At 54.7% G+C, this 26,605-nt stretch carries 14 protein-coding genes; 9 read left to right on the top strand and 5 right to left on the bottom strand.

Features of this window, described 5'->3' with window-relative positions:
- Nucleotides 1-3,190: 3,190 nt before the first annotated feature.
- Nucleotides 3,191-4,132, top strand: a complete 942-nt coding sequence (locus AC5S26_RS19745) for an L-lactate dehydrogenase (RefSeq protein WP_494186641.1) — start codon at nucleotides 3,191-3,193, stop codon at nucleotides 4,130-4,132.
- A gap of 235 nt (nucleotides 4,133-4,367) precedes the next feature.
- On the opposite strand, the gene AC5S26_RS19740 is transcribed toward AC5S26_RS19745, so the two are convergent.
- The 3 genes from AC5S26_RS19740 to AC5S26_RS19730 form a co-directional block, all read right to left on the bottom strand.
- Nucleotides 4,368-4,529: a hypothetical protein gene (locus tag AC5S26_RS19740; RefSeq protein WP_494186640.1), complete on the bottom strand. Its 162-nt coding sequence runs from the start codon at nucleotides 4,527-4,529 to the stop codon at nucleotides 4,368-4,370.
- A gap of 1,424 nt (nucleotides 4,530-5,953) precedes the next feature.
- Nucleotides 5,954-7,669, bottom strand: a complete 1,716-nt coding sequence (gene dhaL, locus AC5S26_RS19735; RefSeq protein WP_494186639.1) for a dihydroxyacetone kinase subunit DhaL — start codon at nucleotides 7,667-7,669, stop codon at nucleotides 5,954-5,956.
- Between the two features lie 299 nt (nucleotides 7,670-7,968).
- A complete protein-coding gene (locus tag AC5S26_RS19730; protein WP_494186638.1) occupies nucleotides 7,969-8,925 on the bottom strand; it encodes an alpha/beta hydrolase in 957 nt (318 codons plus the stop codon).
- Nucleotides 8,926-9,085: 160 nt separating this feature from the next.
- Between AC5S26_RS19730 and AC5S26_RS19725 the strand changes: the two genes are divergently transcribed.
- Together AC5S26_RS19725 and AC5S26_RS19720 are read left to right on the top strand one after the other, a co-directional pair.
- Nucleotides 9,086-9,964 (top strand): sugar phosphate isomerase/epimerase family protein, encoded by an 879-nt coding sequence (locus tag AC5S26_RS19725; protein ID WP_494186637.1) that lies wholly within the window; start codon nucleotides 9,086-9,088, stop codon nucleotides 9,962-9,964.
- 182 nt (nucleotides 9,965-10,146) lie between these two features.
- Nucleotides 10,147-11,214, top strand: a complete 1,068-nt coding sequence (locus tag AC5S26_RS19720; RefSeq protein ID WP_494186636.1) for an SRPBCC family protein — start codon at nucleotides 10,147-10,149, stop codon at nucleotides 11,212-11,214.
- 336 nt (nucleotides 11,215-11,550) lie between these two features.
- On the opposite strand, the gene bioB is transcribed toward AC5S26_RS19720, so the two are convergent.
- The gene (gene bioB / locus AC5S26_RS19715; protein ID WP_494186635.1) at nucleotides 11,551-12,477 is read right to left on the bottom strand and encodes a biotin synthase BioB; all 927 of its coding nucleotides are present in this window, start codon (nucleotides 12,475-12,477) and stop codon (nucleotides 11,551-11,553) included.
- A 704-nt stretch (nucleotides 12,478-13,181) separates the two neighbouring features.
- On the opposite strand from bioB, the gene AC5S26_RS19710 reads away from it, so the two are divergent.
- The 3 genes from AC5S26_RS19710 to AC5S26_RS19700 all read left to right on the top strand — a co-directional run bounded on the left by AC5S26_RS19710 (nucleotide 13,182) and on the right by AC5S26_RS19700 (nucleotide 19,225).
- On the top strand, nucleotides 13,182-13,853 hold the full coding sequence (locus AC5S26_RS19710) for an SGNH/GDSL hydrolase family protein (protein WP_494186634.1): 672 nt from the start codon (nucleotides 13,182-13,184) through the stop codon (nucleotides 13,851-13,853).
- A gap of 35 nt (nucleotides 13,854-13,888) precedes the next feature.
- Nucleotides 13,889-15,163 carry a helix-turn-helix domain-containing protein gene (locus tag AC5S26_RS19705; RefSeq protein WP_494186633.1) on the top strand — a complete coding sequence of 425 codons (1,275 nt, stop codon included), beginning with the start codon at nucleotides 13,889-13,891 and terminating at the stop codon, nucleotides 15,161-15,163.
- Between the two features lie 495 nt (nucleotides 15,164-15,658).
- Nucleotides 15,659-19,225: a TonB-dependent receptor domain-containing protein gene (locus tag AC5S26_RS19700; RefSeq protein ID WP_494186632.1), complete on the top strand. Its 3,567-nt coding sequence runs from the start codon at nucleotides 15,659-15,661 to the stop codon at nucleotides 19,223-19,225.
- A 125-nt stretch (nucleotides 19,226-19,350) separates the two neighbouring features.
- Here the strand turns inward: AC5S26_RS19700 and AC5S26_RS19695 are convergent, their stop codons facing one another.
- Nucleotides 19,351-20,970, bottom strand: coding sequence for a glycoside hydrolase family 32 protein (locus tag AC5S26_RS19695; RefSeq protein WP_494186631.1), 1,620 nt, complete (start codon nucleotides 20,968-20,970; stop codon nucleotides 19,351-19,353).
- A 410-nt stretch (nucleotides 20,971-21,380) separates the two neighbouring features.
- Here AC5S26_RS19695 and AC5S26_RS19690 point away from each other — a divergent pair, with 410 nt between their 5' ends.
- The 3 genes from AC5S26_RS19690 (at nucleotide 21,381) to AC5S26_RS19680 (ending at nucleotide 26,600) form a co-directional block, all read left to right on the top strand.
- The gene (locus AC5S26_RS19690) at nucleotides 21,381-23,951 is read left to right on the top strand and encodes an alkaline phosphatase family protein (protein ID WP_494186630.1); all 2,571 of its coding nucleotides are present in this window, start codon (nucleotides 21,381-21,383) and stop codon (nucleotides 23,949-23,951) included.
- Between the two features lie 539 nt (nucleotides 23,952-24,490).
- Nucleotides 24,491-25,162: a heavy metal response regulator transcription factor gene (locus AC5S26_RS19685; RefSeq protein ID WP_494186629.1), complete on the top strand. Its 672-nt coding sequence runs from the start codon at nucleotides 24,491-24,493 to the stop codon at nucleotides 25,160-25,162.
- Complete coding sequence (locus AC5S26_RS19680; protein ID WP_494186628.1) at nucleotides 25,143-26,600, top strand: heavy metal sensor histidine kinase; 1,458 nt, start codon at nucleotides 25,143-25,145, stop codon at nucleotides 26,598-26,600. Before AC5S26_RS19685 ends, AC5S26_RS19680 begins: the two co-directional genes overlap by 20 nt.
- The last annotated feature ends 5 nt before the right edge of the window (nucleotides 26,601-26,605 follow it).

Raw genomic sequence — 26,605 nt, 5'->3', positions numbered from 1 at the left:
CTGAAATCAACCAAAACATAGAGAGGTGGCGATGGAAATTGAGGAAATCAACGTTGTCACAGAGAATCTCTGCATGATTTATGGGTGTGAACTCTGTCCCCATTTCTTAACGAGCGAAGATGGCACCCTGTCTTCTGCACACATGAGTGTCACCGAGCCGACTGCGACGCTTCGCAGCTACATCCCTTTTACGATTGGAATTTGTTTGATCAGGCAATGGTCGGAGGAGTAAATTCCCCGGAGTGACTTTGCCAGGCCCCTAAGCGTTATTCACGCACGAACTGGATGGCCGATATGTCTATTCCCCCCTGCCTCGAACTGGAAAAGCTATGCGCGCAATTGGCGGTCGCCAACAGCGATCTGCAAGCGTCTCATACGTTTCAATCACAACAACTCGTTGAGCAACTCCAACGTGCGATGACGAAACACAGAAAATCCTGTTTGCGTTGCACGTGGATCTCCAGAAAGAAAAACCATGCGAACGAAATATTGAAAACGGTCGATCATATCGCTGGTAGATGGTTTTCGCTTTTATTTCGCCTATACCGAATTCATGTCTAACCCCGATGCCCACCTGCCGAGACTAAATCGGAACATGGTCTACCTCGGTGCCTGTCTCATTGCCTCGGTGCCTGTCTCATTGCCTCGGTGCCTGTCTCATTGCAAGGATGCGACTGGCGCGGCAGAAACAAGTTAACGCGCGGTGATTCCCACGATTCAATCTATCGAGGAATCGGTAGACCTGGCCCACGAGGTCTACAACAGAGTCTTCCGGCAAGCTTCTATCTAGGCAGGGTTTCGCATCGGGGGGCTGATAGCAAATCCGAATTGAAGGAGGATGAGATGAAGCCGTCAAATAGATTTGGGGATTGGTTTGACAGATATTGGACGATTCTAGTCATTCTCTTCGGAATTGCATTCACTCTTTTCCTGGCCCTTTTCAAGCCGCACAATGGTTGGGCTAACTACTGAAGGTATAACCATCCAGAAAGGTAGGCTGTTAGCGTAGGAGAAACATGACGACACGAACGGACTCTATCTGTATTGCGGCGCCGGTGATAAGGTTCTTTTCATGATCAGCGAAAATCAACGTTCTTTGATCTGGATGAGGAATTTCTTCACGCCTGAGTATGCCTCCAGAGGTCTTAGAGATGATGGAATCCTCTCTCCAGAGAAGGCTGCTGAAGCCCCTTTCAAACACTATTATTGGACTTAGCTATTTCACGACGGATTTCGTCAAGACTAAAGAGGGCTTCAGATCCGCTTTAAACGTTACGACCTCTTCACTCGAATCTACGTGCAGTCGCTACCACAGACGCAGTGACAAGCAGAAGATTGCCGCGGCGTTCCATGCAACATCCTGCGGGGTCACAGTCCAACCTCGTTCACATGGTCCTCGCAATCCCGACAAGCATCAAACTTCGAATGGAAAGTTTGGCATATGTCTTCGGACAACTACGAGGCAGCCAAGCTCCCTACCGCAGATGGCGAAGGGTTGTATGCGCGGGGAGGCGTTGTGCAGTCCTTCGACACTGAGCAAAAATGCGGACCTGGGAGGTCGTCGTGAGAAGTGTTCAAATGATGACGGCGACCTTCTCAGTGCTGCTATGACTCCGAAGCGGAAACAACCTCACAATGTTGGTGAACTCGACTTCTCGAAACGCTTGGCTGACTCTTTGAGCCAGCCTAAACAGTTAGCGCCTATCGGAGATCGCACACCGAAGCTTGGAGAACAGGTAAGGTGGGCTATAGCGAGACAATTTCGACAATCCTGAGTGTCTCCTATAGCGACAAGAAAGTTAATCTTCCCATACCGAACACCAGCCTGCTGCGTTTCCCCCGCAGCCCACTTGCACATCAAGATTTGATGCCGTGCAGCTAAACTGCTTAATTGAAGCCGGTTGAATCAAGGTAAACTAATTCTTAAATGCAGTTTCCCAACATCATCAAACTAATTGATGAGTATCTTGACCGCCTCATCGAGGTGCGCCGACTCCTGGCAAATCTCGATCTTCCGGCTACTCAAAGAAAGGCATCGGCGGTAATTCAAAGCCGAGCCGCAAAATTGCGGTCCAAAGCGACTGGCAGGTTTGCCGCTGACACTGCAAACCGACCTTCCAGACCCAAATTTGTACCCCGAAAGACACCTAAGCCTGCGGTTCAAAAGCTGAAGTCCGAAATCTTAATAGAGGACTCTATCAAGATTCGCGACACAACTTTGACCGCAGTTACCATGGTGCCTTCCGCCACGGTATTGCCGCCTGAACCAGAGAATCAGAGTGCGGACAAGAGAACTATCGTTCGGACTCGCACAAAGCAACGGCTTAAAAAAGGAGCCTCTCCGGTGAAGTCCCTTGCGAAGGGGAGTGTATTGGCTCTTGGAGGCGCTATACCGACAGGGCCAATTGTTGTTTCGCCACAGCAAATCCGAATCGAACACTCTTTGAGGCAACAGGAGGCCACCGTTAGGCGAGATCCTTTTCCATCTCCAAACACTATTCCTCTGACCGCTGAGTTGCTCAGAAAACACTGGATTCAAGGCTCACAATCTTCTCGGTGAGAACGGAGGCAGCTTGGAGACTATAAAGTCTGACAGTCTGTTCGTCATCACAAGTGGTCCCGGATCACGAAAACCAACTTTGTGGTCGGCTTATGGGTAAGAAGATGCACTGTGCGCTTGCCATGGAGGGTAAGTTCACGAGTGAAAGATTGTCTCCCACCGATTCAGCCGGGGATCTTTTTACGAGCCTCGCGAAGGAACTATTGCAGCAGGACGGCGTTTGTGAGTCTCCGCGCTCGGTCTAGGCCAAAATTGGCCAAGAGGCATCATGATGATGGTTGAGGTTTCGACCTCATAGGCCCGCACAGAGACCGCCTTTGTTCTCGAAAATCCCACAGAGAACAAAAGTTGTTCCCTTCGTGCCGCTGCTCCCGCAATTTACACGCAGATGTCGCTATTTGCGGCTAACAGCAGAACAAAGTGATGCCGGTTGCAGAGAACATCCTGCACCCGCCATCGTTTTGTTTCCCTGGAGGAAGAACCAGCTTAATGCAACGAAACCACTTCCCTGCTGACCGCCAACGAAGTCGAATTGAAACAGTAAGACCCCGAAACCTCGGGTATGATTTCTCTGTTACTGGGGCTCTGATCCTATCTCAGTCCCAGAAAAGGCACTCAACGGATATCGCCATGTCCTCTCACCGCACACGCATCTCGATCATCGGCTGCGGACACGTTGGAACCTGCTGCGCCTACGCCATCCTGCAAAATCACCTCGCCCGCGAGATCGTCCTCATCGGCCACACGGACGATCTTGTCCATGGCGAAGCTATGGACCTCCAGCAATCTGTTCCTCTCGGCACACCCGTCGACATCTTTGCCGGAACCTACAAGGACGCTGGATCCAGTTCCATCGCCATCCTTACCGTGGGCACACCAGCGAAGTTCAGTGGATCGCGTCTCGACATGCTCGCAGGCAATGTCGTTATCGTACGAAGCTGCATCCAGAAGCTCATGGCCGAAGGCTTCGACGGTGTGGTTATCATCGCCACCAACCCCGTCGATGTCCTCACCTTCATCGCCCAGAAAGAGTCAGGACTACCCGCCGGTCAGGTCATCGGCTCCGGTACTCTCCTCGACACCGAACGCCTAAGGTACATCCTCGGCGAAAAACTCAATGTAGATCCACGCTCCGTCCACGCCGCCGTGATCGGAGAACACGGTGACTCCTCCGTCGCGGCATGGAGCGCAGCACAGGTGGCTGGCATCCCCCTGGCCCAATATCCCGGTGCAGACGCCCTCCCCTCACAGGAAGAGATCCTCACCAGCGTTCGTCGAGCTGGCCCCGAGGTAGCTGCGCTCAAAGGCAATACCTGTTTCGCGATTGCTGCATGCGTCAAGCGAATCTGTGAAGCCATTCTGCGTGACGAGCGTTCCGTCCTTCTCGTCTCCACCCTCATGACGGGCCAGTATGGCCTTAACGAAGTCTCCCTCAGTACCCCCTGCATCGTAGGGAGTCGTGGCGCCGAGTCCATCCTGGAGCTACGTCTCAACGCAGCCGAACAGAAAGCCTTGGAAGCCTCCGCGGCGATCCTTAGGCACGCCTACTTACAACTGGAACCGGCCTCGTAAGTCACAAAGTGTTTTTCATCGTTACCTGCGATTTCCACTACCCTGCCTTCGCGCCGGGTTTTTCATTTAGAACGCGCCCATTAAGGATGGCTCTGATGCACAACCATGGCTCATGAATTGTGGTTATAGTTCCTTTCCTTCGACTTCTCCTCTTTTTCACGCCGATCCGGCAGGCTTTTTAGGAGACCGGAGTTGGATTTAGGTTGGAACCTGAACCCCAACGCGATCGCATTAGCTACGGCGTGCCCGTGAACTTCGTCGCTTCCAGGTACGCTCCCACATCAGTCCGCTGATTCATAATCACGCCCAGCCGGTTGATGATGATCAGCTTCAGTCGCTCATTCGTGAGATTACCGGTGCAGGCACAGGAATTGCCACGGTAAACGGTCCCCGGCATTCGGTCACAGCCTGGTACGTAATCGCATCACGGCTGAAGGACTGCCGGTTTCACCAAGCGTTTCTCCACGATCTTTTAGCGCCCTATGGCATAATCCCAAAGATCGTTGAGTCGCCGCAGTCCTGCTCAGTGCAGCTGGCGTATGCGGCTGCGGGGGAGGGCGTTGTTGTTACGACATCCTCGATGGCAACGTTCACATTTCCTCATGTGGTGGCACTCCCCTTCGCCGAACCGTTGGCTCCGATCCAGCTCGGTTTGGCGTCGATCGAATGCAACGAATCGCCGTCAATCCGAATCTTTCGCCAGCTAGTGATGGACTGCGCCCGCTCGACGCTAGAGCACCGCGAGACGCCCCTCCTGCCGGATTCGCACCCCTTATTGGCTCCCCAACTATCTGTGATTCGTCGGGGCGAGGCGGGCTACGCTGTTAAATCTTCTCGGGTCTGACGGAGGTCAGGAACCCCAGCATCTGGATCATCTCGCTTCATAAGCCTATGTCGCAAGCCACGAAGATGACCTGCCCCAATTGCTATCACGGTGACTAACGAGTGTTTTGGTACTCCCCGTATTTCCTCCAGGTGCGTTGGGTACAGGAATCTGATGTGCGACGGCCACCGACAACCTGTTGCAAGTGTCGATATGAAGCTCGAGGTCATCGTCATCCCCGTCTCCGATGTTGACTGCGCGAAGGAGTTCTACGCAAGACCCGCTGGCCTCGACGCCGATCGTTCCGTCCGCGCGGGCGTTCCGCCTCATCCAGTTCACGCCTCCCGGTTCCACCACCACACCGGTTCAGTTCGGCACTATGAAACGTTGCATATTATCTTATGGTGCTAGTTGGATGTCATCGCTTTGGATAGGCGTGCTAAAAACACACCGTAACCGCCGCCCCTTCTGCGTAACGATCACTGCATTTCTCTCGACGTGAGGGTAGACCTACACGAAAAATTGCGGCCTTACGACAAAATATGGTCACGCCATTTTGATCTTGAGTTTGCGCAACGCCTAAGCTATCTCACGGTTGTCTTCATCGCGTCGTCTGTTCTTTCGTGCCCTATCTATTTCGATTTCACATCAGGCTCACATCGTGTTTTAGGACTGAGACGACTTTCGGGCCATTTATTCCAGATATCGACGCTCCGAAGACAGGAGCAGAACAGTGCTTGAGAGCAACCGATACGATTTGCCAGCGCTGGATATTTATCCCGCGAACTAATCAACTTATCTCAGCAATCGCTCTTCCCATCAAGTCGTCGCTTATCATGTCAGTTTAGGACGGCCGGATTATCTCGGAACGGAGAGACCTTCCCTGTAGAAGTGTTTATTCTTCTTGCTCCAAAGCAATCAATTCAGGCTGAGTCTTCGCGAGTTCCTTTGGTGTAAGCACGGCAGAAAATACGCCAAACAGGACTTTGAGCGAGTGCTCAGCGTGGGAAGAGTGCTTCGCAGGCGCAGCGCAGCCAGATGGTGATCGCCTTCGCCCCCGGATCGGGATAGCCGAGCACCCGATCCCCAAGATAACTAGACCGCCCCAAACGTGGCTTCATTCGGGCCGTTGCTTCCATGCCATGCTCCGCCGCATCGATCGCGGATAAGACTGCTTCGCGCGGCGATTTCCGATCATCACTTTTCTTTAGGGCCTTCATAAATGGATCGAGCGCATCCAGCATGGTCCGATCGCCAGGCTTCGCGCCACCTAGTTCGCTGATTGCCTGGCAGCCCTGATCGAGCGCTTCGGCCCACCGCGTCAATCCGATTGCGCCTGAGCCCTCCAGGGCGCTGCCGCAACGCAGGAAAAGCGCGCCATAGAGCGGTCCTGATGATCCACCCAACTCGCGCCGAAGAGTATGACCGAGCGCTTTGAGGGTAGCAGGAAGATCGTCCAGTGGATACGAGTTCACCGCACTTTGGAGGGCCTTAGCTGCGCGCTCCATGTTAGTGCCTAGGTCGCCGTCACCCGTTACGCGGTCCATCTCGGTAAGCTCGCCCTCGGCGTCGATCATTGCCTTGCATGCTGCCTCGATGGCCTCCTTTGTCTTTCTGCTTGCATCCGATTGCACGCTCTTGGTGGCCGGCGAAGTGACCTTTGCGTCGACGTTCGCTACCACTCTCGATTCCGGTCTGCCAGGCGGTTGTTTCAGCAAGTTTGGCCATGCAGGAGCCGTCGTTGCTGCATCGAGCCAGCGCAGCCACTCATCGTTTACACCGAGAACGGAGATCGAGATCCCCGCCATATCAAGGGATGAGAGGAATGTTCCGGAATATGTTCGATCCACAGTGAATCCCCTGCTTTCAAGAGAGAGCATTGCATGACGGGCCACAATCGCCAGCTCCATCTCCGTGGCTGCCCCCAAATTGTTCACCATCATTGCCACGCGCTTTTCGTCGCCAAACTTTCCGTGCTTCAGAATTTCGCTCAGCAATGTCTCTGTCAGCTCGTCTGCGGGTTGCACCCTCATCCGCGTCACTCCTGGTTCTCCGTGAATACCAAGGCCAAACTCCATCTCATCCTCGCCGAGCTCAAAGCTGGGCTTTCCGACTGTGGGAGAAGTTCCCGCCGAAAAAGAAACACCCATAGTCGCCAGAGACGCAACTGCCGCTTTACCCGTTGCCACTACATCGGCCAGACTCTTGCCCTCGGCCGCCGCAGCGCCCACCAGCTTGTGAATGAAAACAGTGCCTGCGAGACCGCGTGCACCCGCGGGCTGATCCGTACTTTTCAGGGCAACGTCATCATCCACGATGACAATTTCGACCGGGATGCCTTCAGAACGCGCCATCTCGGCCGCCAGACCGAAGTTCAGTCGGTCGCCGGTGTAATTCTTAACCACCAGCAGCACACCGGACTTTGTCGCAACCGCCTTGATGGCGGTGAAAACGGAATCGCTGCTGGGCGAGGTAAAGATTTCTCCGACCACAGCAGCACTCAGCATGCCCACGCCGACATAGCCTGCATGAGCCGGCTCATGGCCGCTTCCGCCGCCGGCGATTACCGCGACCTGTTGGTTATTGTCGTGTCCCGCATCTGCGCGCACTATAACTTTATGTCCCAGTAGACGGGCCGAGCCTGGGTGAAGCACGACCAACCCTTGCAGCATTTCTTCCACGGCATCTTCCGGGCGGTTAATGAACTTTTTCATGCGAAATCCAATGTACAGCGTTTCGCGAGGAGAATGGCGAGCAGACTTTTTGAAACATAATGCGCCTAGATGCCAAGATAATTCTGGAGCGAGTGTCAGTTGGTGCTAACAGGGCCTAGCACTCATCGATCCATTTGGATCGGTTGACGTTTCGGCAAGTGCCGAATAGCGAAACGAAGCCGCCGAGTCAAACTGCTGCGTGAGTGAGCGACGTAGATCAACTATGGCGTCACAGTCGGGAGTCAAAGCATTCTCCTCAGATATCTGCGGCCCAGAACGACTGTAGCCACGGCTGGCTTTCAAGGTTTCGTGGGCAGGTAGTTGTGTACACGGAGCCAATTTTCCAGGAGCAGGGGAAAGATACCCAGTTCTGGATACTTCGTCTGATCGTCTCCCATGTGAGTGCCGTGGGGGCCACGTTCAAAGATGTGAAGTTCGGCAGGGACTTCGGCCTTACGAAGCGCATTGAAGAAGACCGTAGCGTTCATACTATTCACCTTCTCGTCGAACTCGGTGGCGTAGATGAAGCTGGGGCTGGTGTCCTTCGTAACATGGTCTACCGGGGAGATGATGTGATTAAGTTCATCGCTGGGTGTAGGACCCGTGAGCGAGGTGATGGACCACGAGCCAGGAAAATCACGGGTGACGGTGAGACGTGCGTAGTTCAAGATGGCGAAGTCAGGGCGAGCGGAAAGCTTGTCGACGGCATCAGCGGATTGCCCAAAGTCCTGGGTGGTGCCAGGAGGCAGCTCTGGCAGACCGTGCGGGTTACCCGTAGCAAGGAACCCGGCAAGGTGGCCGCCGGCGGAGAAACCCCAGACACCGATGGCGTCCGGCTTCAGGTTCCACTCACTTGCATGGGCTCGGACGTAGCGAACGGCCCGCTGGCCGTCGATCTGCGGAATGGGGTAGAGGTAGCGCGGGCCGAGGCGATACTGCAGCACATAAGCCGAGATGCCGAGTTTGTTCAACCAGCGGGCCTCCCGTGCACCTTCTTGCTCGGTGACGAGGTGGTTATAACCGCCACCGGGCAAGACAATCACAGCAGTATGAGGGCCGGGGCCGGAAGCAGGGTAGCTCCAAAGCTTGGGCTGGTCGTCGAAGGTGTCGCCAACCGCCCCAGGCGCACCGTTTGTCCACAGGACAATCGTCTCTTTCGCGTCAGAGGGAATGGTGGTGCCAACAGCAGAAGAGGACTTAGTCGTCTGAGCGACAGCGGACAAGGCTAGAGCAAGGAATAGGGCGGCAATCTTCATGTCCTGAAAAGAATAGATGACAGTATGGGGAGTATGGAAGGTAGAACTATGCCGAATCGACTGATGGAGCCATTTTGGACGATCGTGGGACTAAAAAGGCTTTCTTCGATCAGGAATTCAAGTCAGACGATCACTTTGAAGTAGGGGATAATGGGTCACCATGAAACTCGGTGTCAATACGCTTATCTGGTCCGCTACCTATGACAACTCGGTCGAGGAGGTTCTTCCCACGATCAAGGAAAAGGGCTTCGATGGAATAGAGTTTCCTATCTTCCGAGCAAATGTATCTCCTGCGCGTGTTCGCAGCGCGATGTCATCAAATGACCTTGAATGTAATACAGTGAGCATTTTTGTCGACGGTTTGAGTGCGATCAGTGACGACGCCACGATTCGCAAGCGGTCTATCCAATGGTTGAAAGATGCTATTGCGATTACGGCGGAGTGCGGTGCTGATACCATTGCCGGCCCACTTTACTGTCCCGTCGGATATCTACCAGGCAGGCGCCGTACTGCTGACGAGTGGTCTTGGGCGATCGAAGCGTATCAGCGGGTAGGCGACACGCTGACTGAACACAACGTCTCCCTTGCCATTGAACCCCTTAATCGTTTCGAAACTTACTTTCTGAACACCGCGGAGGATGCCGCCTTGTTAGCGGAAGAAGTTGGCCATCCGAACATCGGAATTCTATACGACACCTTTCATGCAAACATTGAAGAGAAGAGTATCGCAGCCGGATTGCTTAAGGTCGGAAAGTATTTGAAACTGATTCACACATGCGAGAATGATCGTGGAATCCCTGGCTCGGGCCATGTTGAATGGGAAAGCGTCTTCGCCGCGATTCGCCAACTTGAATACAACGGCTGGCTTACTATCGAGAGTTTTGGATTCGCGTTAGGTGATCTCAGCGCTGCTGCAGCAATCTGGCGAGATATCGAATCCAGTCCATCCGCTATTGCTTATGAAGGAATTCGCTTTCTGAGGCAAGTGGCTGGCGGGAACGGCGAGCGATCGCGCAAGGCCGCGAGCCAGACAAGTTAGTTTGGAGATAACCTCCGATCGATCTAATAAACGAGACCTGCTCATCCCAATTATCGTTGTCGAGTTAGCCAAGTTGCTGAAACGCCGATTTCGCGGGAAGATGAACTGGGTCGAAAAAGCCCGACTATTGCTAGGCCGAACGGCCTATCTAAGTGAGCAGCCCTTTCAGGAGATCAAACAACATGCACCAGATAGCCGTCTTGTTCCTAGCAACATTCTCTGCCGCCTCTGTTGCTCAGCAGTCGCCCGCCGTGAACTCTCCCCGCCCCGCTCCTGCTCCGCTGCAAGTGCCAACCCCCCATTATGTGACCTTGGTGTTGACCGAGGACGTCAACGCATCCGCCGACACAGTTTGGGCGCGAGTAGGCAAATACTGTGACATTGGCAAATGGGCATTTCCCGACTGCAAAGTACTTGCAGGCGACGGCGGCTATGCGTCCGAGCGGAACATAGTGAATGAGGTGTTGGTCGGCAAAACCGACCACAGCTACACCTACACGCAGCCCGTACGAAAAGACACCAAATACAACCTTTATCATGGCACGCTGGAGGCGGTGCCCGTTACAGCCAAAACATCGCGCCTCATCTACAGCTTTTTCTACGACAACAGCATGCTCGCTGACGATGCCGCCCGCGACGCCGAAATCGACACCCGCAAGAAGCGATTTACCGTATTTCTTCGGAACATGAAGACGCTGGGCGAAGGCGGGAAAATGCTACCCTCGGCTAAGGAAGCCATTCAACCACCAAGCCCCGCACCGGATCAGTTGCAGACTCAAAATCCCCACTACGTCGCCATACCTATGACCGTCACCGTCAATGCACCCGTGGACACAGTCTGGGCTCGCATTGGCAAATATTGCGACATTGGCGAATGGGGCATTCCAAACTGCACTATTCTCTCCGGCGATGGCAGCCTGGGCACCGTCCGGTCTATCGGCCATGAGGTACTCGTAGGCAAAACGAAATACAGCTACACGTACACCCAGCCGGTTCGCGAAGGCGTTACTTACAACATGTATCACGGCTCACTCGAGGCTTCCCCTCTCACCGACAAAACTACGCGCCTGAACTACACCTTGGTCTATGACAACAGCATGCTCGCCGACGATGATGTACGGAATAAGGACATCAGCAACCGCCGGACTCGGTTCACCAAGATGCTTGAGAACATGAAGGCTCTGTCCGAAGGAGGAACGCTGCCCGTAGGAGCATTGGGTGCAAGTGCTGGCGCCCCCTCGCCCCATTGATCAGCGATAGACCTACATATCCAAATCTGGCCTCGAAGAGAGCAACGATCATCACGCTCGATCTGCAGATCAGTAGCGGCAAGTCGGCTTATCGGTAGCAATCCTGAACGCATTGGCAAAGAACGTAGTTTTCGAAAACTGCTTTTGTGGATCTCTTCTGCCCCAACCGCGCACACCAGGCGAGACATTCTGTGGCCGATGCGAACCGCCTCTAAAGGCGATTTATGCATCTTTCGAACACAAGGAGGGTTCGGAAATCATCTTTTATGACAGCAGCGCCCGACTTCTCTCGCCGCCCCGCCTCAGCAACACCAGCCCATAGAATGGCGATCTTCATTAGCGAATCTCCGTAAGCATTGCATTATCTCGGTCCAAAACAATGTTCGAGGTAGTTAATAGTTTTTCTCCTATAAAGATAGAGTTTGCACCTGCAAAGAAGGCGAGAAGCTGTCCTTCTTTGCTAAGGGTCATTCGACCGGCCGTGAGACGGACGCGGGAGCGAGGCATCAGAATTCGCGCGACTGCAATTGTTCTAACGAGGTCCGTTAACTCAACAGGGGTAGAAGCTTCAAGTGGAGTTCCTGGGATAGGCACCAAAAGGTTTATCGGTACCGACTCAGGTGGTGGCTCCATTTGGGCAAGTTCACTCAAAAGAGAACAACGATCCTCTTCTGTCTCCCCGATACCGAGAATTCCACCGCAACAAACCGTAATTCCCGCTGCCCGAACGAATCTAATTGTCTCCAGCCGTTCATCATATGTACGCGTAGTAACGATATTTGGGTAATGTTCACGGCTCGTGTCTAGATTATGGTTGTAGGCATCGAGGCCGGCTTCTTTCAAACGGTGGGCCTGATCGGCATTGAGCATACCGAGTGTGGCGCATGCCTCAAGGCCAAGCGCTTTAACTTCTCGTATCATCGCAACCACACGTTCGAAGGGTTCACCGTCTGGAGCATTGCGCCATGCAGCCCCCATGCAGAAACGCTGTGCACCCTGCTCGCGCGCCTGGATCGCGGACGTGCGGACCTGTTCGACAGAAAGGAGGGGTACTCGTTTAAGTCCTGTCTTATGGTGTGCCGATTGAGAACAATAGTTACAATCCTCTGGACATCCACCTGTTTTGATGGAGAGAAGAACGCAACGTTGGATCTCTTGAGGGTCATGAAAACTACGATGAACTGTGTGAGCCCGATAGAGGAGGTCGAATAGTGGAAGTCGGTACAGTTGCAAGGCTGTTACCGCATCAGTCGCTGCGCTCAACGTAAAAGACTCCTTAAGCTTCTGTGAGTTTGCACTCACATTTCAGTGTGATCAAGGATGTTTTTGTATTGTTATATATAGTTGAAGTGCTAAACCATATGAACGACGCAACCGTGCCTCGGGGCCAGTGCTTCATAAGCATGCCCAGTTTGAATCCGAACTTCTCCTCGCCTCACATCAATAGCGGTTACAGGGCATCCCTTTTTACAATGTCGCCACTACCACGCGTTACATCGTGCCGACCGTGTTTCTCACCGGGCTCCGCGGACATCAGCAAAACCAGCGAGGGCAAGGATCGCGCAAATCAGGTGGCCGGAGTACCCGTCTTCGCGGATCGCACTGTCACTACAGGAGAGAGGCCACGCCGACCTATCAACACCTCACCAGACGGCTTTTGTATGCCGTCTGCAACATGCGCGTGATATGGCAACGTGAGATTGCCGACGATCAACGGAAGTCTAGGTGATCCGCACGAGCATTTTGAGTTGATTCGGTCGCTGTTTATGCCCGTTCCAAGTCGATCAAACAACTCCGTCCACGCCAATCCTGGATCTAGCGCCCATCTGAATAACCCAACACAGTTTTCAAGGCTCTAAAAGCTGGCAGCGATCCCGCCGCCCGTATATTGGTCTCTGGGACTTCAACGAGAGTAGCAGGAGCTGCCAATCCCTGTTACCAGTACCTTTGGATAAAAGTCATTTCGCATGAATCTTCGTTCTTTGCTTCTGAGTCTCGTCTTCGCCGCAAATCTGAGCGCTCAAGTGCGTGTCATCAACGATGGATTTCCGGGGGAAAACACCTCCGAACTCGACGCTCGTCTTGATAGCGCACTTCAGCAGTTCAATCCTAACTATGTTGTTCTCTTCGCGGGAGGCAACGACGCGCTCAACGAGAAGAAGTTTCTCGCGGCCGACGAGACCGGGGCTCATCTGAAGGCGATGGTTGCTCGCGTAAAAGCCCGGGGCGCTCAGGCCATTCTGGTCACCGTGCATGATCCTGACCTTACCCGGCTGATGGCCCGACATAAGCAGGAAGCATATGGCGATATTCCTCCGTTGCAACGGCTTGCTATGGTCAACGAACAGGTGCGCGGCGTGGCACAGGTCGAGCATGTGCCATTGGCTCCGTTTTCCATTGTGCTGAGCAAGGCCGGAGGGACAAACGCCGAGTTGAGTACCGACGGAGTCCACCTTACGGCGAAGGGCTACGCTCTACTGGCCGGAACGATTCGCGCGCAACTCCCGAAGCACCTTCCCGCCGATGCAATTATCTTATGCTTTGGAGACAGTCTGACGTACGGAATCGGAGTGCGCCCACCGAACAGCTCTGAGACGGCTAAGACGTATCCATCACAGCTCCGCGCGCTTTTGCATTAGGACAAGTGTATCGGCAGCTGGATAGAATGCCATGCATGGCTGCAACGCTTGTACCGCAGGTACCTGAAACGACAGAGATGACCGAGGCTATTGAAGCGCATGTGCATCACGTGCTGCATAGCTCTCACTTTGCGCGAGCCGAAACGCAGCGGAAACTGCTGCAATATCTCTGGGAGCATCGCTCTGAAAGCGTCAGCGAGTACGCACTGGCGACCGAAGCTCTTGGGCGTAGTGCAAGCTTCGATCCCACTACGGATGCTTCAGTCAGAGTCCACATCTCTCGCCTGCGGAAAAAGCTGAAAGAGTACTACCAGCTGGAGCCCGGAGAACCAGAGCTGCTGGTCATTCCCACCGGAACGCATCAGCTAATGGTGCAGGACCAGTCGTTGCACACCGCCGCTCCAGTGAGCAACGAAGTCGAAATTCCGCAAGCCCCTAGACGTTCGTATACAGTCCAGATCCTGTCGGGGATCATCGGGGTTCTCCTCATTGCGATTGTGTGTCTTGGCTGGAAATATAACGCCATCCATTCTGTTTCTGAACGCCCAAAGCCAAATGCATTCTGGAGTTGGTTTCTGACAGGCACAGCGCCGATCAGAATCATCCTCCCAACTCCAGTCATCTTCGGCTTTAAGGATCATCCTACGTACCGGCTGCGCTCTACCTCGGTCAACGACTTTAATGATGTGCCCAAAGACCCGGAGTTCGACAAACTGACCAAGACTCTGGGAGAACGAACCTTCGAGCAGCCTTATACCGTAACGTGGGATACGCTGGCGGCAATCGATATGGCACGCTACCTCGACGGCGTAGGAGCCAAAGATCGTGTCTCATTTAATGTAACCCGCGATCTCTCGCCACTGTTTCTGGAAAACTCGAATGTCATCGCCGTTGGCACGCACCAAACTCTTCAGCCTCTCAACGATTACCTGCAGGCGATGAACTTTTCTCTCGCGCCGGCTGAGCTGCGGGTAACGAATACAAAGCCCCGGCTCGGGGAGCAGAAGACCTACGAGATCATTCATAAGAGCCGCTACCGGGAGGTCCGGCCCTCAATCCTGGCCGTGCTGCCTGGACGTGCACCCGGGCTGAAAGTAATGCTTCTGCAATCTCGAGATACTGGCGCTCTTGTCGCACTTATTTCCTCAGCTGCAGGGTCGAATTCAATCGAGGAGATGTGGAGGAAGGAAGGATCGCCAAAGTACTTCGAGATGGTGACCTATACCGAGGTGGAGGGAAATGCTCCGCTGCGGACCTGGCCTGTTGCGATCCATACATTTACCTCGCAAGTGCCTGCAGATTCAATGTAACAGCGCGTGCCATTCGCTCGAAAAGTCTCCGAGGTATCGCGCGGGTGGCAGTATGTTTTTCCATGATCGGAAAATACAGATCACTGCTCCATTTCGCTTCCATATCCTCATCGCTTCAACATAGCCGTATCGCCAATAGCAGCTTCGACAACAACACCCCGTCGTCTATGGCGGCATGGCTTCGGGTGTAGTTACAGCCTATGCAGCAGCCAAGGAAGGGCTTCAGGCCGTCCAACTCAATCCGAGCTCTCATTTGGCGGTGTGTCACCGGAGGGACATCAGCTCCGAAGTATCGAGCAAGAAGCGACTGGACCAAGCGTCTAACAAGAACTAAGTACATGAAAACAATCATGCTGTTACGTTACGTAACAGCATGGTACTTCCCAATACCACTCTACAAAACGAATAGTGGCGAGCCATAGGGAAATAGGGTGTCCAGCCTAGCTGAAGATGCCCGTTCCGTTTCAGCACCAGCTCTCATCAGATGAGGCCATTATGAAGTTTTGTTTTAGGGCAGTAGCGCATTTCTTTGCTCTCGGTCTGTTCCTCTTCGCTCCGGCTCTCCTACAGGGGCAGGTCGCAAACGGAGTCATCACCGGGCGCCTGACCGACACAACGGGAGCCGTCGTACGCGATGCTCAGGTTACTCTTACCAAAACCGATACTAGATTCACCATCTCTACCCGGAGTAACGGGGACGGCATCTACTCGTTCCCATCGCTTCAGACTGGCCCCTACAAGATCCAGGTGTCGCAGAGCGGTTTCAAGAATGCAGAGACGACTCTCACCCTGGCGGTCGGACAAACGGCCAACATCGATCTGGGCCTCGAGGTCGGCTCCAGCACCGAGACCGTAAACGTCGAGTCGGCCGGCATGGCCGATCTTGAAACCAGCGATTCCACCGTGAGCTATACGGTAGGTACGCGGCAGGTGAGTGATCTTCCTCTCAATGGGCGCAATCCTTATGGGCTGGCGGCCCTCTCTCCCGGCATCAATCCAGGAGGCGGCTTCGGTCAGGGTGTCAGCCAGGTTCGTGGCGCGGTGGTCGCGGCAGGAACCAATAACTTCGAGTCCAACGGTGGACAATCGGGATCGAATGAGGTCTTTTTCGACGGCGTTCCGGCGACCGTATGCTGCCAGGGCCAGCCTGCCCTAACGCCATCAGTTGAGGTGGTCGATCAGTTCAAGGTCATCACTTCGACTCCTCCGGCGCAGTTCGGACGCTCCTCGGGCGGCATTCTTAACATCGTGTCGAAGACTGGCACTAACCGACTGCACGGTACCGTCTATGAGTTTCTGAGGAACGAGAAGCTGGACGCTGCACCCTACTTTCTGAAGTACAACAACACGCCACCCATCCGTGGCCGCAACGACTTCCGCGCGCCGCACAAGTTCAACCAGTATGGCTTCTTCGTTACCGGCCCGGTATACCTACCCAAGATCTACAAGGGCCGTGACAAGACCTTCTTCACCTTTGGGTGGGAGGCATCACGCAACGTTCTCTATGCCCCGGTAACCGCGACAGTGCCGACTGCGCTACAGCGTCAGGGGATTTTTACCGAAGCCCCCGGCCAGGTCTATGACCCCTACAGCACGAGCGGCAATACGCGTCAGCCCCTTCCCGCGGGCTGCAACTCCGCCGGTTGCTTCGGTGCAGGCAAGATCGTCCAAAACATCAACCCTGTATCGCAGAAGCTGTTGCAGTTCTTCCCCCAGCCCAACGTCGCTGGACTGACCAACAACTATGTGTACGCCAACCGCACAAGCGATCAGGTGGACCAGTTTAACTTCCGCGTCGATCACAACTTTTCGTCCAAACAGCGTGTCTTCGCACGTGGCACTCGTGATACCAACACGCATCACGAGAACGATCTCTTCAACCAGGCTACTGGCCCCAGCGGCATCAATCAGACCCTGCGTGCCTATCTCTTAGCAATAGGCGATACGTGGACGATTACGCCGCGGCTGATTCTGCAGACCAATTACGGCTTCGCTTACCAGAAGAACTTCCAGATCCCACAGAACTACGGATATCAAGCGTCTGACTATGGCTTCACCAACTTGGACAGTCAACAACAGCTGGCCGGTCTTCCCTACATCACCATCAACGGTAGTCCCACCAGTGGCGGCTATGCCGGCATCTCAAATGCGGCCAACACCAACCGATGGGAGCATTACAGCCACTTTTTGGAATCGACTGCGCTATGGCAACTCAGAACGCACACCCTTACATTTGGCTATGACGGCCGCCTTATCCTCGAACACCAGCAAAGCGCAGGCAACGGCCCGGGCACACTGTTGTTCGATACAACCCTGACCAACGGCCCTAACGTTACTAGCTCAGCTGCCTCCAACCAAGCACAGTTCGACTCCTTCGCGGCTTTCCTGATGGGAACCTTCACCAGCGCCACTCTCACGCGGCAGGTGCAGCCAGCATACGATTCCTGGTATCACGCGATGTATCTCCAGGACGACTGGCGCGTCAATCCGCGACTGACGCTCAATGTCGGTCTGCGGTATGACATCGAGACCGGCTACGCCGAACGCTATAACCGCTGGGCTGACCTCGATCTAGATGTCGCAAACCCTCTCTCTTCGGCGGCGCTACCATTCACTGGCGGAGCACGCTATCTCGGAAGCGACTTTCCCAACCGCACATGGAAGACCGCCTACAACAAGTTCGGTCCACGTATCGGACTCGCGTTCCAAGCCTCAAATCGAGTTGTGCTGCGCGGAGGATACGCTTTGATGTATCTTCCCACCTCCCAGCGCTTTTATGGCACATCAACACTCGGCTATTCACAGCAGACCCAGACCAACTATACGAGCACCAGTATCCCCACGACGATGATTGCGAATCCTTTCCCTAACGGTGTGATTCTGCCAGCTGGTCCTGCTGCAGGCGTAACCGCGGGTACGGGAACTTCGGTGGGTGGAGCGGTTTATAACAATCCACTGCCCTATTTCCAGCAGATCAACGCCGGAGTCGAGACGCAGATCGCACAAGGCGTCGTGTTACACCTTAATTATGTTGGAAGCCACGGCGTCCATCTGCCGATCAACTACCGACCCAACGATCTGCGCGATCAGTACTGGGGTGCTCCGGGTAGCCAGTCGCAGATCGACTACCTCAACGCACAGGTCGCCAATCCCTTCTATCGCAACACCGCAGCAGGACCGCTGGCTACCTCAGCCACGGTGCAACGTGTGCAGCTTCTCTCGCTCTATCCGCAATACACACCGAACACCGGAATGGCGAATACCTCGCTTACTGTCAACCAGCTCGGCATCGGAGCATCCATCTTCAATGCTGCACAGGCCTTCATCACCATTCAGCGATCGAAGAACCTTTCGGCGACTGTCAGCTATACCTTCTCCAAGCTGATGGGCAACACCTCTCCCCTGCTCACTGGCTTCCTTAATCTCAACCAAACACCAAACTTCCAGAACAGCTACCACATCCGAGACAAGGAATGGTCGATCATGGCCACCGATATCCCTCACCGCTTGGTCACCAATGCCAATTACAACCTGCCCTTCGGACGCGGCCAGCGCTTCGGCAGTAATGTTAGGCCATGGTTGAACCAATTCGTCGGGGGCTGGTCGCTTAATACCATCGTCGCGATTCAGTCCGGTTACGCGCTTGGAATCACGCAGACGGGAGGCCAGGCATACTCTGGCTCGCGTCCCTTCTTCGTGCCGGGAGCAAAGCCGCTCACATCGGGCGATGTACATCAGCGTCTCGGCGGTACAGGGCAGCCGAACGCTTATCTCGACGCCAATGCCTTCCGCAAAGCAAACGCCTTTGAGCTTGGCGACGTGCCCAGATCCTCCGGAAGACTCCGCAGCCCAGCAGGGTTTCAGGACGATCTCTCCCTGCTGAAGAATTTCCCAATCCACGAGAGCATGGGCTTGCAATTCCGACTCGAGGCATTCAACCTGCTAAACAAGGTGCAGTTCGGTGTGCCTAACACGACCCTAGGTTCAGCCAATTTCGGCTGGATCACAAGCCAGGCAAACTCACCTCGCAATATCCAGGCGGCCCTCAAACTATTGTTCTGAGGAACAGCCTCCAATTTTGCCCGGGCCCCGATCGGCCCTTCCTCGGAGATTCACGATGCCATGTAGTTGCGATAGAACGCAGAAAATTCGACCCTCGTCATACGACACCTGGCTTTTCGTCTAATTTATGCGGGAGTGGTAAGGCGGTTCGGCGAAATCGGAGCAATCCGCCACGCAGTTAGCTTCGCCTCATTTTCGTGCGTCCGCACTAAAATGTCGGGGGCGGTTGAGCCAGAATGATAGAAACGCTTGGTGTAGCCAGTGCGCTCGCTCACGTTTAACTCAATCACGGAGCCGTCGACGAAGACATGCAGGATCGGCACGTCGTTGGCCTCCAGCATAATATCCTTACCATCTGCTACAAACGCGTGCTTTTCGGCCGAGTAGCTCACGTGCAATAACTCCACAGAATCTGTGCTCAGCGTGAAATCAAAGGTCTTGCCCTTAATGCCCGAGTAAATCACCTCGCCTGAAGCGTTCCGCAAAACGCTACGCACTCCGGGACGTGCCTTCTCCCGCGGCACAACACCCGCACGCAATGTCGCTGTCTCTGGAAGAGTCCGTAGACGAACGGTCCCGTCTTTATCGAGATTCATCACCCGTGGAAGACTCATCATGCCCGACCACCCAGCCCCTCGCATCGCAGCTTCCGTTCGCCGCTCTGGAATCCATCCCCACAAAATTCTGCGACCCCGGACATCGAGCTGCGTCTTCGGTGCATAGAACGCATCGAGGTCCAGCAACCCCGTTTTCATGCTCTGGAATTTCATCGTTGCCTCATCGAGGACGCCCGACAGCCAGAACACTTTCCCCAGAGTCGAGTAGATAAGCACGTAGCCACCATCCAATGCGAAAAACTCGGGGCACTCCCACATCTCGCCATCGTCACAGGGATTCGCAGTTGGCTTACCATTCCAGGAGCCGCTAATAAGTTCATGCATATACTCCCAGCTTTTAAGGTCCCTTGAGCGATAGAGCAGGACACAGCCCCCAACCTTCGCGATACCCGAACCAACCGTCATGTAGTACCAGTCGCCCTGCTTCCATGCCGAGGGATCGCGAAAGCCGGTAATCTTCATCCCTGCTGGTGGGAGCGGCACAATGGGTTGGGGATCCTTGGTCCATTTCAAGAGCGCGGGATCGTCAGACCACGCCAGGCATTGTGATTCCTGGATCTTGTCCGATCCGTCGCGAATTGTAGCGAGTTCCGGACTGCTCTCCCTGGCGCCGGTGTAGACGACATAGACACGCTCGCCTACCTGAATTGCGGAGCCGGAAAAACATCCATACGCATCTGGACTGCCGGGCGTCGGGGTGAGCGCAAGCGGTAGATGCGACCAATGAAGCATATCGCTGCTGACCGCGTGATTCCAGCTCATATCACCCCAAGTTGCTGCGTGTGGGTTGTACTGGAAGAACATGTGGTAGCGACCGTTGAAATAGATCGGGCCATTTGGGTCGTTCATCCAGTTTTTTGCCGGCAGCAGATGGAACTGTGGCCTCATCGGGTCGTGAGCGAGCCTGCTTTCGACGCCCGTGTCCACAGGTGTCATCATCTGTGCCATCACATCGCGCGACACGATCGCCGAAACTACCAGGCTAGTTGCTGAAGACAAAAAATGGCGACGCGTAGTTGAAGCATGATTTCCCTTCACCTGTCCCCCGTTACGAAACACCAACTGATGGAGCTGTTGTACTACTCCTTCATCGCGGCTCACGCTCACAGTCTTGCGACGCATAGTCATGGCGAACGGCACTCGTGAGAGTGGGCGAGCCACTGGCCTGGTAATTGAAAACTGGTGTGTATAAACGAGCTAACACCTTCATTCGCGGCCTTATACACCTCTCGCGTCGCCTTTGTGAAGATTAGCACTCAATGCGATTCAAGAATGAACATACTACTGCTGCCCAGAAGATTACTCCCTTTCATACAACAGTGTTATGGTGCATGACTGCCACTTTCGTCAAGGCGAATGGGTTACTCATAATCCCGTTCCGATGCTCGGTAGAGGATGGACTTCCGCTACCGGGGCAAGAGCCAAGCTTTGCCAGCGATTTACCTCATGCCCGACAAATCCCATTTTGCTTTTTATCTTCCGATTGCAGGAGCAGTGCTATATTGCCCCACGTAAGCCGGTTAATTATGGGGAGTTTGATGTCTATCGGATTGAGATTTTCTTCGCTCGCAGCGTGTGCGTTCCTACTTGTTTCATCATCGCCCCGCAGTATTGTCTATGGTCAGACGTCAGCGTCCGGCTCGGTGAAGGACCGTGTCCTAGGCTCGCAGACAAGGCGGCTTCCCAAACATTTTGCTGACGGCTCCGACCTGCCGAACGGCTGGCGCATTACACCCGCCGGCAAGGCTGTGGGGGAGATGAACGATCTGGTGCTGAATCTGGTGTCCTCGCCGGACGGTAAGGTTGTGGTATCTGTCAATTCGGGCTTTCTGCCACATGGCATTGACCTGTTCGATGCGAGGACGCACAAGCATCTCCAGCACATTGAGCTGCGGTCGACGTGGCTGGGCATGGCCTGGTCGCAGGACGGCCGTACGCTGTATGTTTCGGGCGGGAATGCATCCGGGGCGAAGAACAAGGCGGAGCCGGTAGCGCCGATCTACACATTCACCTATGCCAACAGCAGGCTGAGCGAACAGCCGACGGGCAAACTGGTGGAGACGATCGATCCTAAGCTGGTGTGGTGGTCCGGGTTGGCTTATCTGCCAAGCAGACATCTGCTGTATGCGGCGAATCGCGGCACGGGAACGGGGCCGGGCGACATCGTGGTATTTGACGCGAAGACACAGCAGATTGTCACGCGAATTCCAGTCGAGACGACGCCGTACGAGACGCTACTTACGCCCAATGGAAAGCTCCTGTTTGTGTCGAACTGGTCGAGCGAGTCGGTGAGCGTGATTGACACGGCAACGAACAAGGTGGTCCGCACGCTTCATGTAGGGATAAACCCGAACGATATGAAACTATCTTCGGACGGACGTCTGTTCGTTGCATGTTCGAACGACAACACGGTGTATGTGATCGATGCGAACAAGCTGGAGGTTATGGAGCGGCTGTCGACGACGCTGACGCCGCTAGCTCCGGAGGGCTCCACGCCCGACGCCCTAGCAATCGACGACGCTCGCAAGCTCTTGTACGTTGCGAATGCGGACAACAACTCGATTGCGGTGGCGCATATTGAGAACCGTTTGCACAGCACGGTGGTGGGCTTTATTCCGACGGGATGGTATCCCTCGGCGCTGCTTTTGACAGAACAAGGCCGCACGCTTTACATCGGTAATGCCAAGGGAGAGGAGGGCCATCCGGACCCCGATGGTCCGCACTTCGGTAAAGAGAGCGACAAGACGCTGCAGAAGAGTAGCCTCGAGGTACTGCCGGTGACGGAGCTAAAAGAGAAGCTGTCGCTGTGGACGCGCCAAGTGACGGAGAATACGCCGTATCATGACTCGCTGCTTGCAGAGGCGCGGATGCCGCAAGAGCCGAGCGTCATTCCACAGCACGTGGGAGAGGCCAGCGAGATCAAGCACATTATTTACATCATCAAGGAGAACAGGACATACGATCAGGAGTTCGGCGATATACCGAATGCGAATGGCGATCCGAAGCTCGTACTGTTTGGCGAGGAGGTGACTCCGAACCAGCATGCGCTGGCGAAGGAGTATGTTGTGCTGGACAACCTCTACTGCGATGGCGAGGTAAGTGTCGACGGACATTCGTGGTCCAATTCGGCGTATGCGACGGACTTCAACGAGAAGCAGTGGCCCCCGGAGTATGGTGGTCACAGCGCTGGATCATACGGCGTGCACGCGATGGTTCCCTCGGCCGGACATCTGTGGGATCTTGCGCGGAGAAAGGGACTGACATATCGCTCGTATGGCGAGAGCGCCGCGCGCGCGAGCACGGCTACCGGCGCGACGATGGAGGCTGCGCCCGGATCCGACGGGCTGGTGGGACATGTCTCAAAAGAGTATGGCGCTGGGCTTGAAAACCGCGATACGGACAAGATCGCAGTCTTCCTGCGGGACTTCAAAGAGTTCGACTCGAACCATGATAGTCCGGATCCAATGAAGCGCCTGCCCAACTACATTGTGATGAGCATGCCGGAAGATCACACGCGCGGCACAGCTCCGGGAGCCTATACGCCACGGGCGATGGTGGCCAATAACGACTATGCGATCGGGCAGCTGGTGGATGCGGTAAGCCACAGCCGATACTGGCCCAATACGGCGATCTTCATCATTGAGGACGATGCGCAGGACGGGGCAGATCATGTTGACGGACGGCGCACGGTGGGACTAGTGGTCAGCCCGTATGTGAAGCGCGGCATGGTGGACAGCACGCTGTACTCGACGAGCTCGATGGTGCGGTCGATGGAGCTGCTGTTGGGGCTACCTGCGATGAGCCAGTACGATGCGGCGGCGATGCCGATGTATGCGTCTTTCGGCACTACGCCGTCCGTGAAACCATTCAACGTGATCAAACCGATGATCGATGTGAATGCGAAGAATACGAAGGATTCCTACGGCGCAAAAGAGAGCAGCAGGATGAACTTCAAAGAGCTGGACCGCGCGCCGATGTATGCGCTGAACGAGATCCTATGGAAAAGCATCAAGGGTAAGGACTCGGCGATGCCGACGCCTGTGCATCGCTTCCGACCGTTGATCGATGTCGCTGAATCGGGCAAGAACGGTAAGGAGAATGACGACTAATGACCGAAACGTCGGAAGGCCTCGGTGATGTCGGAGGCCTTCCATTTTGGCGCAGCATCAATAAACGTTATTAAGCGAGGTCGTTGGTCACGCGTCGCCACGTGGCCTGTGCTCTGACGATGCCGGGAAGGTCAAGAGGATCGACCTAAAGAAATTGTTGGTGCCTCCAAGATAGAGACCAAACCTCCCCCGGCTCATTAAGAATAAGTATATTGTGGAAGCCGCCGCCCGCTAGATTGCTCGGCGTCGCTCTCTTCAACTGGCCGGCAGCACTGTTGGATAACCGCATAAGCACATCATCCGCAATTTCGAGACCTCCTACCATCCATTTTTAACAACGTTAAAAACTTTCTTGTGGCATTTCTTTAATCATTGATGACTCTTTGCTTGATTTGGTGTTCTCCTCGCAGTCAACGCTTCTAGGAACCTTATATTGATTAGCTAATAGAAGGGGGATTCGCCTGCTTCTATTTCGTCTTAAAACCAATAGCCGGCAAGCAGCGAATACATCGATTCAACTGGTCCAAAAGCCATTTCTTATGAAAATTCTGGTTATCGAAGATGAGGTCAAAACGGCCAAGTTCCTCAAGAAAGGGCTAAATGAAGCGGGCTTCGTCGTCGATATCGCCAAAGATGGCTTTGAAGGTCTCCATCTGGCCAAGGAGGCTGAGTTCGATCTGGTCATTCTGGATGTCATGCTGCCCAGCTTGGATGGCTGGCATGTGCTTGCCCAATTGCGTGAATCGGACCGGCGGTCTCTTGTCCTATTGCTGACCGCCCGAGATTCGATACGGGAGCGCGTGCAGGGATTGGAGCTCGGTGCCGACGATTATCTGGTAAAGCCCTTTGCCTTCTCAGAATTGCTGGCGCGTGTCCGCTCGCTGTTGCGCCGCGGGCCGGTTCGAGCCCAGGAAAATATCCGCATGGCTGATCTGGAAATTGATCTGCTGCGCCAGCGCGCAATTAGAGCCGGCCAGCGGCTGGACCTGACTCCCAAGGAGTTCCTTCTCCTGACGCTGCTGGCCCGGCGGGCTGGTGAGGTGCTGTCCCGCACTTTGATTGCAGAAGCGGTCTGGGACATGAACTTTGACAGCGACACCAACGTGGTGGACGTGAATGTGAGACGACTGCGCGCCAAAGTAGATGAACCATTTCCACTGAAGTTGATCCATACCATACGGGGCGCGGGCTATGTCATGGAATGTGACTAGGAGTTTCTCGCTGCCTGGAAAGTGGTGGGACACTCTGGCCTTTCGGTTGACCGCGGGGTATGCGATTTCCGGCCTGCTCACAGTGTTCTTTGCTACCGCGAGTCTCTATGTGGTGCTGGTCTCAGAGCTTGACCGAAGCACTGACTTGTTTATTGCGGATAAGATCAATGTGCTGCGCACCATGTTGCGAGACCGGCCAAACGACATCGACGCCCTGCGGGAAGAGGTCGAACTGGAATCAGCGGCGCGGCGCTATGAACAGTTCTATATTCGCCTTCTCGACGAAAAAGAAAATCAAATAATGGCAACGCCAAGAATGGCGGAACAATTAGATCTGCCGCGATTCATTGCTTTGGCTCAAAAACACTCGGACCACGCCATTGCCATGAACGGGCGGCGAGGACAGGCCTTTCGCGTGACGAGCGCAGAAGTGCCCGTCAATTCCTCCCCGTCCCATACGGACACTATCCAGATTGCGGTGGATGTCTCACAGGAAGAGGTCTTGCTGGAGCGCTACCAACGCTGGTTTGGAGCGATTATGCTGGGGGCCTTTGTGATCTTCCCGGTAGCGGGATACCAGATTGCGCGCCGCGGAATACGTCCCGTGGAAGACATGGCGACTACCGCACGGCATATTAGCTCTACCAATTTGCGCGAGCGCATTCTGGCGGAAGGGTATCCCGTTGAACTGGCTTCCCTGGCCCACACCTTTAATAAAATGCTGGATCGCCTGGAGGACTCCTTCGAGCGAATTTCTAGATTTTCCGCCGATATTGCGCATGACCTGCGCACTCCAGTGAATAACATCCGCGGCGAAGCCGAGGTGGCTCTGGCACGGGCCCGAACGGTGGATGAGTACCGGGATGTGATTGAGTCCTGCCTTGAAGAGGCGGTGCGTCTATCCGATCTCATCGGGGCCCTCCTGTTTCTGGCCCGCGCTGAAAGCCCGTTGGCCCATCCACATCGTGTGCCGGTGAATGTTGGAGAATTACTGGGAGGCGTGCGCGAGTATTACGAAGCTTCGGCTGCAGAGGGCGGCATCTTGCTCACCGCAGCTCAGACTGTCGAACCGGTATTTGCCCAATTAGATCGCACACTCATACAACGGGCCGTGGGGAATCTAATTGCTAATGCCGTGGCCCACACTCCACCGGGCGGTGCGGTGGTGCTGAGGGCTAATGCGGATACTACAACAATTCGTATCGAAGTTTCGGACACCGGAGAGGGCATTCCCCGAGAGGCGCTGCCGAAGGTGTTTGACCGCTTTTACCGCGTCGATAAATCGCGGTCTCAGGCGTCAGGGGGTACCGGCCTCGGGCTATCGATTGTGCAGAGCATCATGGTGCTGCACGGCGGCCGCGTGGAGATTGCTAGTGAACCGGGCCATGGCACATGCGTGACTCTGCACATACCTGCCGCGTGGGGTCCGGCGGACTAGCAGAA

The organism is Edaphobacter sp. FHG110511_03 (genome assembly GCF_059115365.1).
This window is presented reverse-complemented; position numbering and strand designations above follow the sequence as displayed.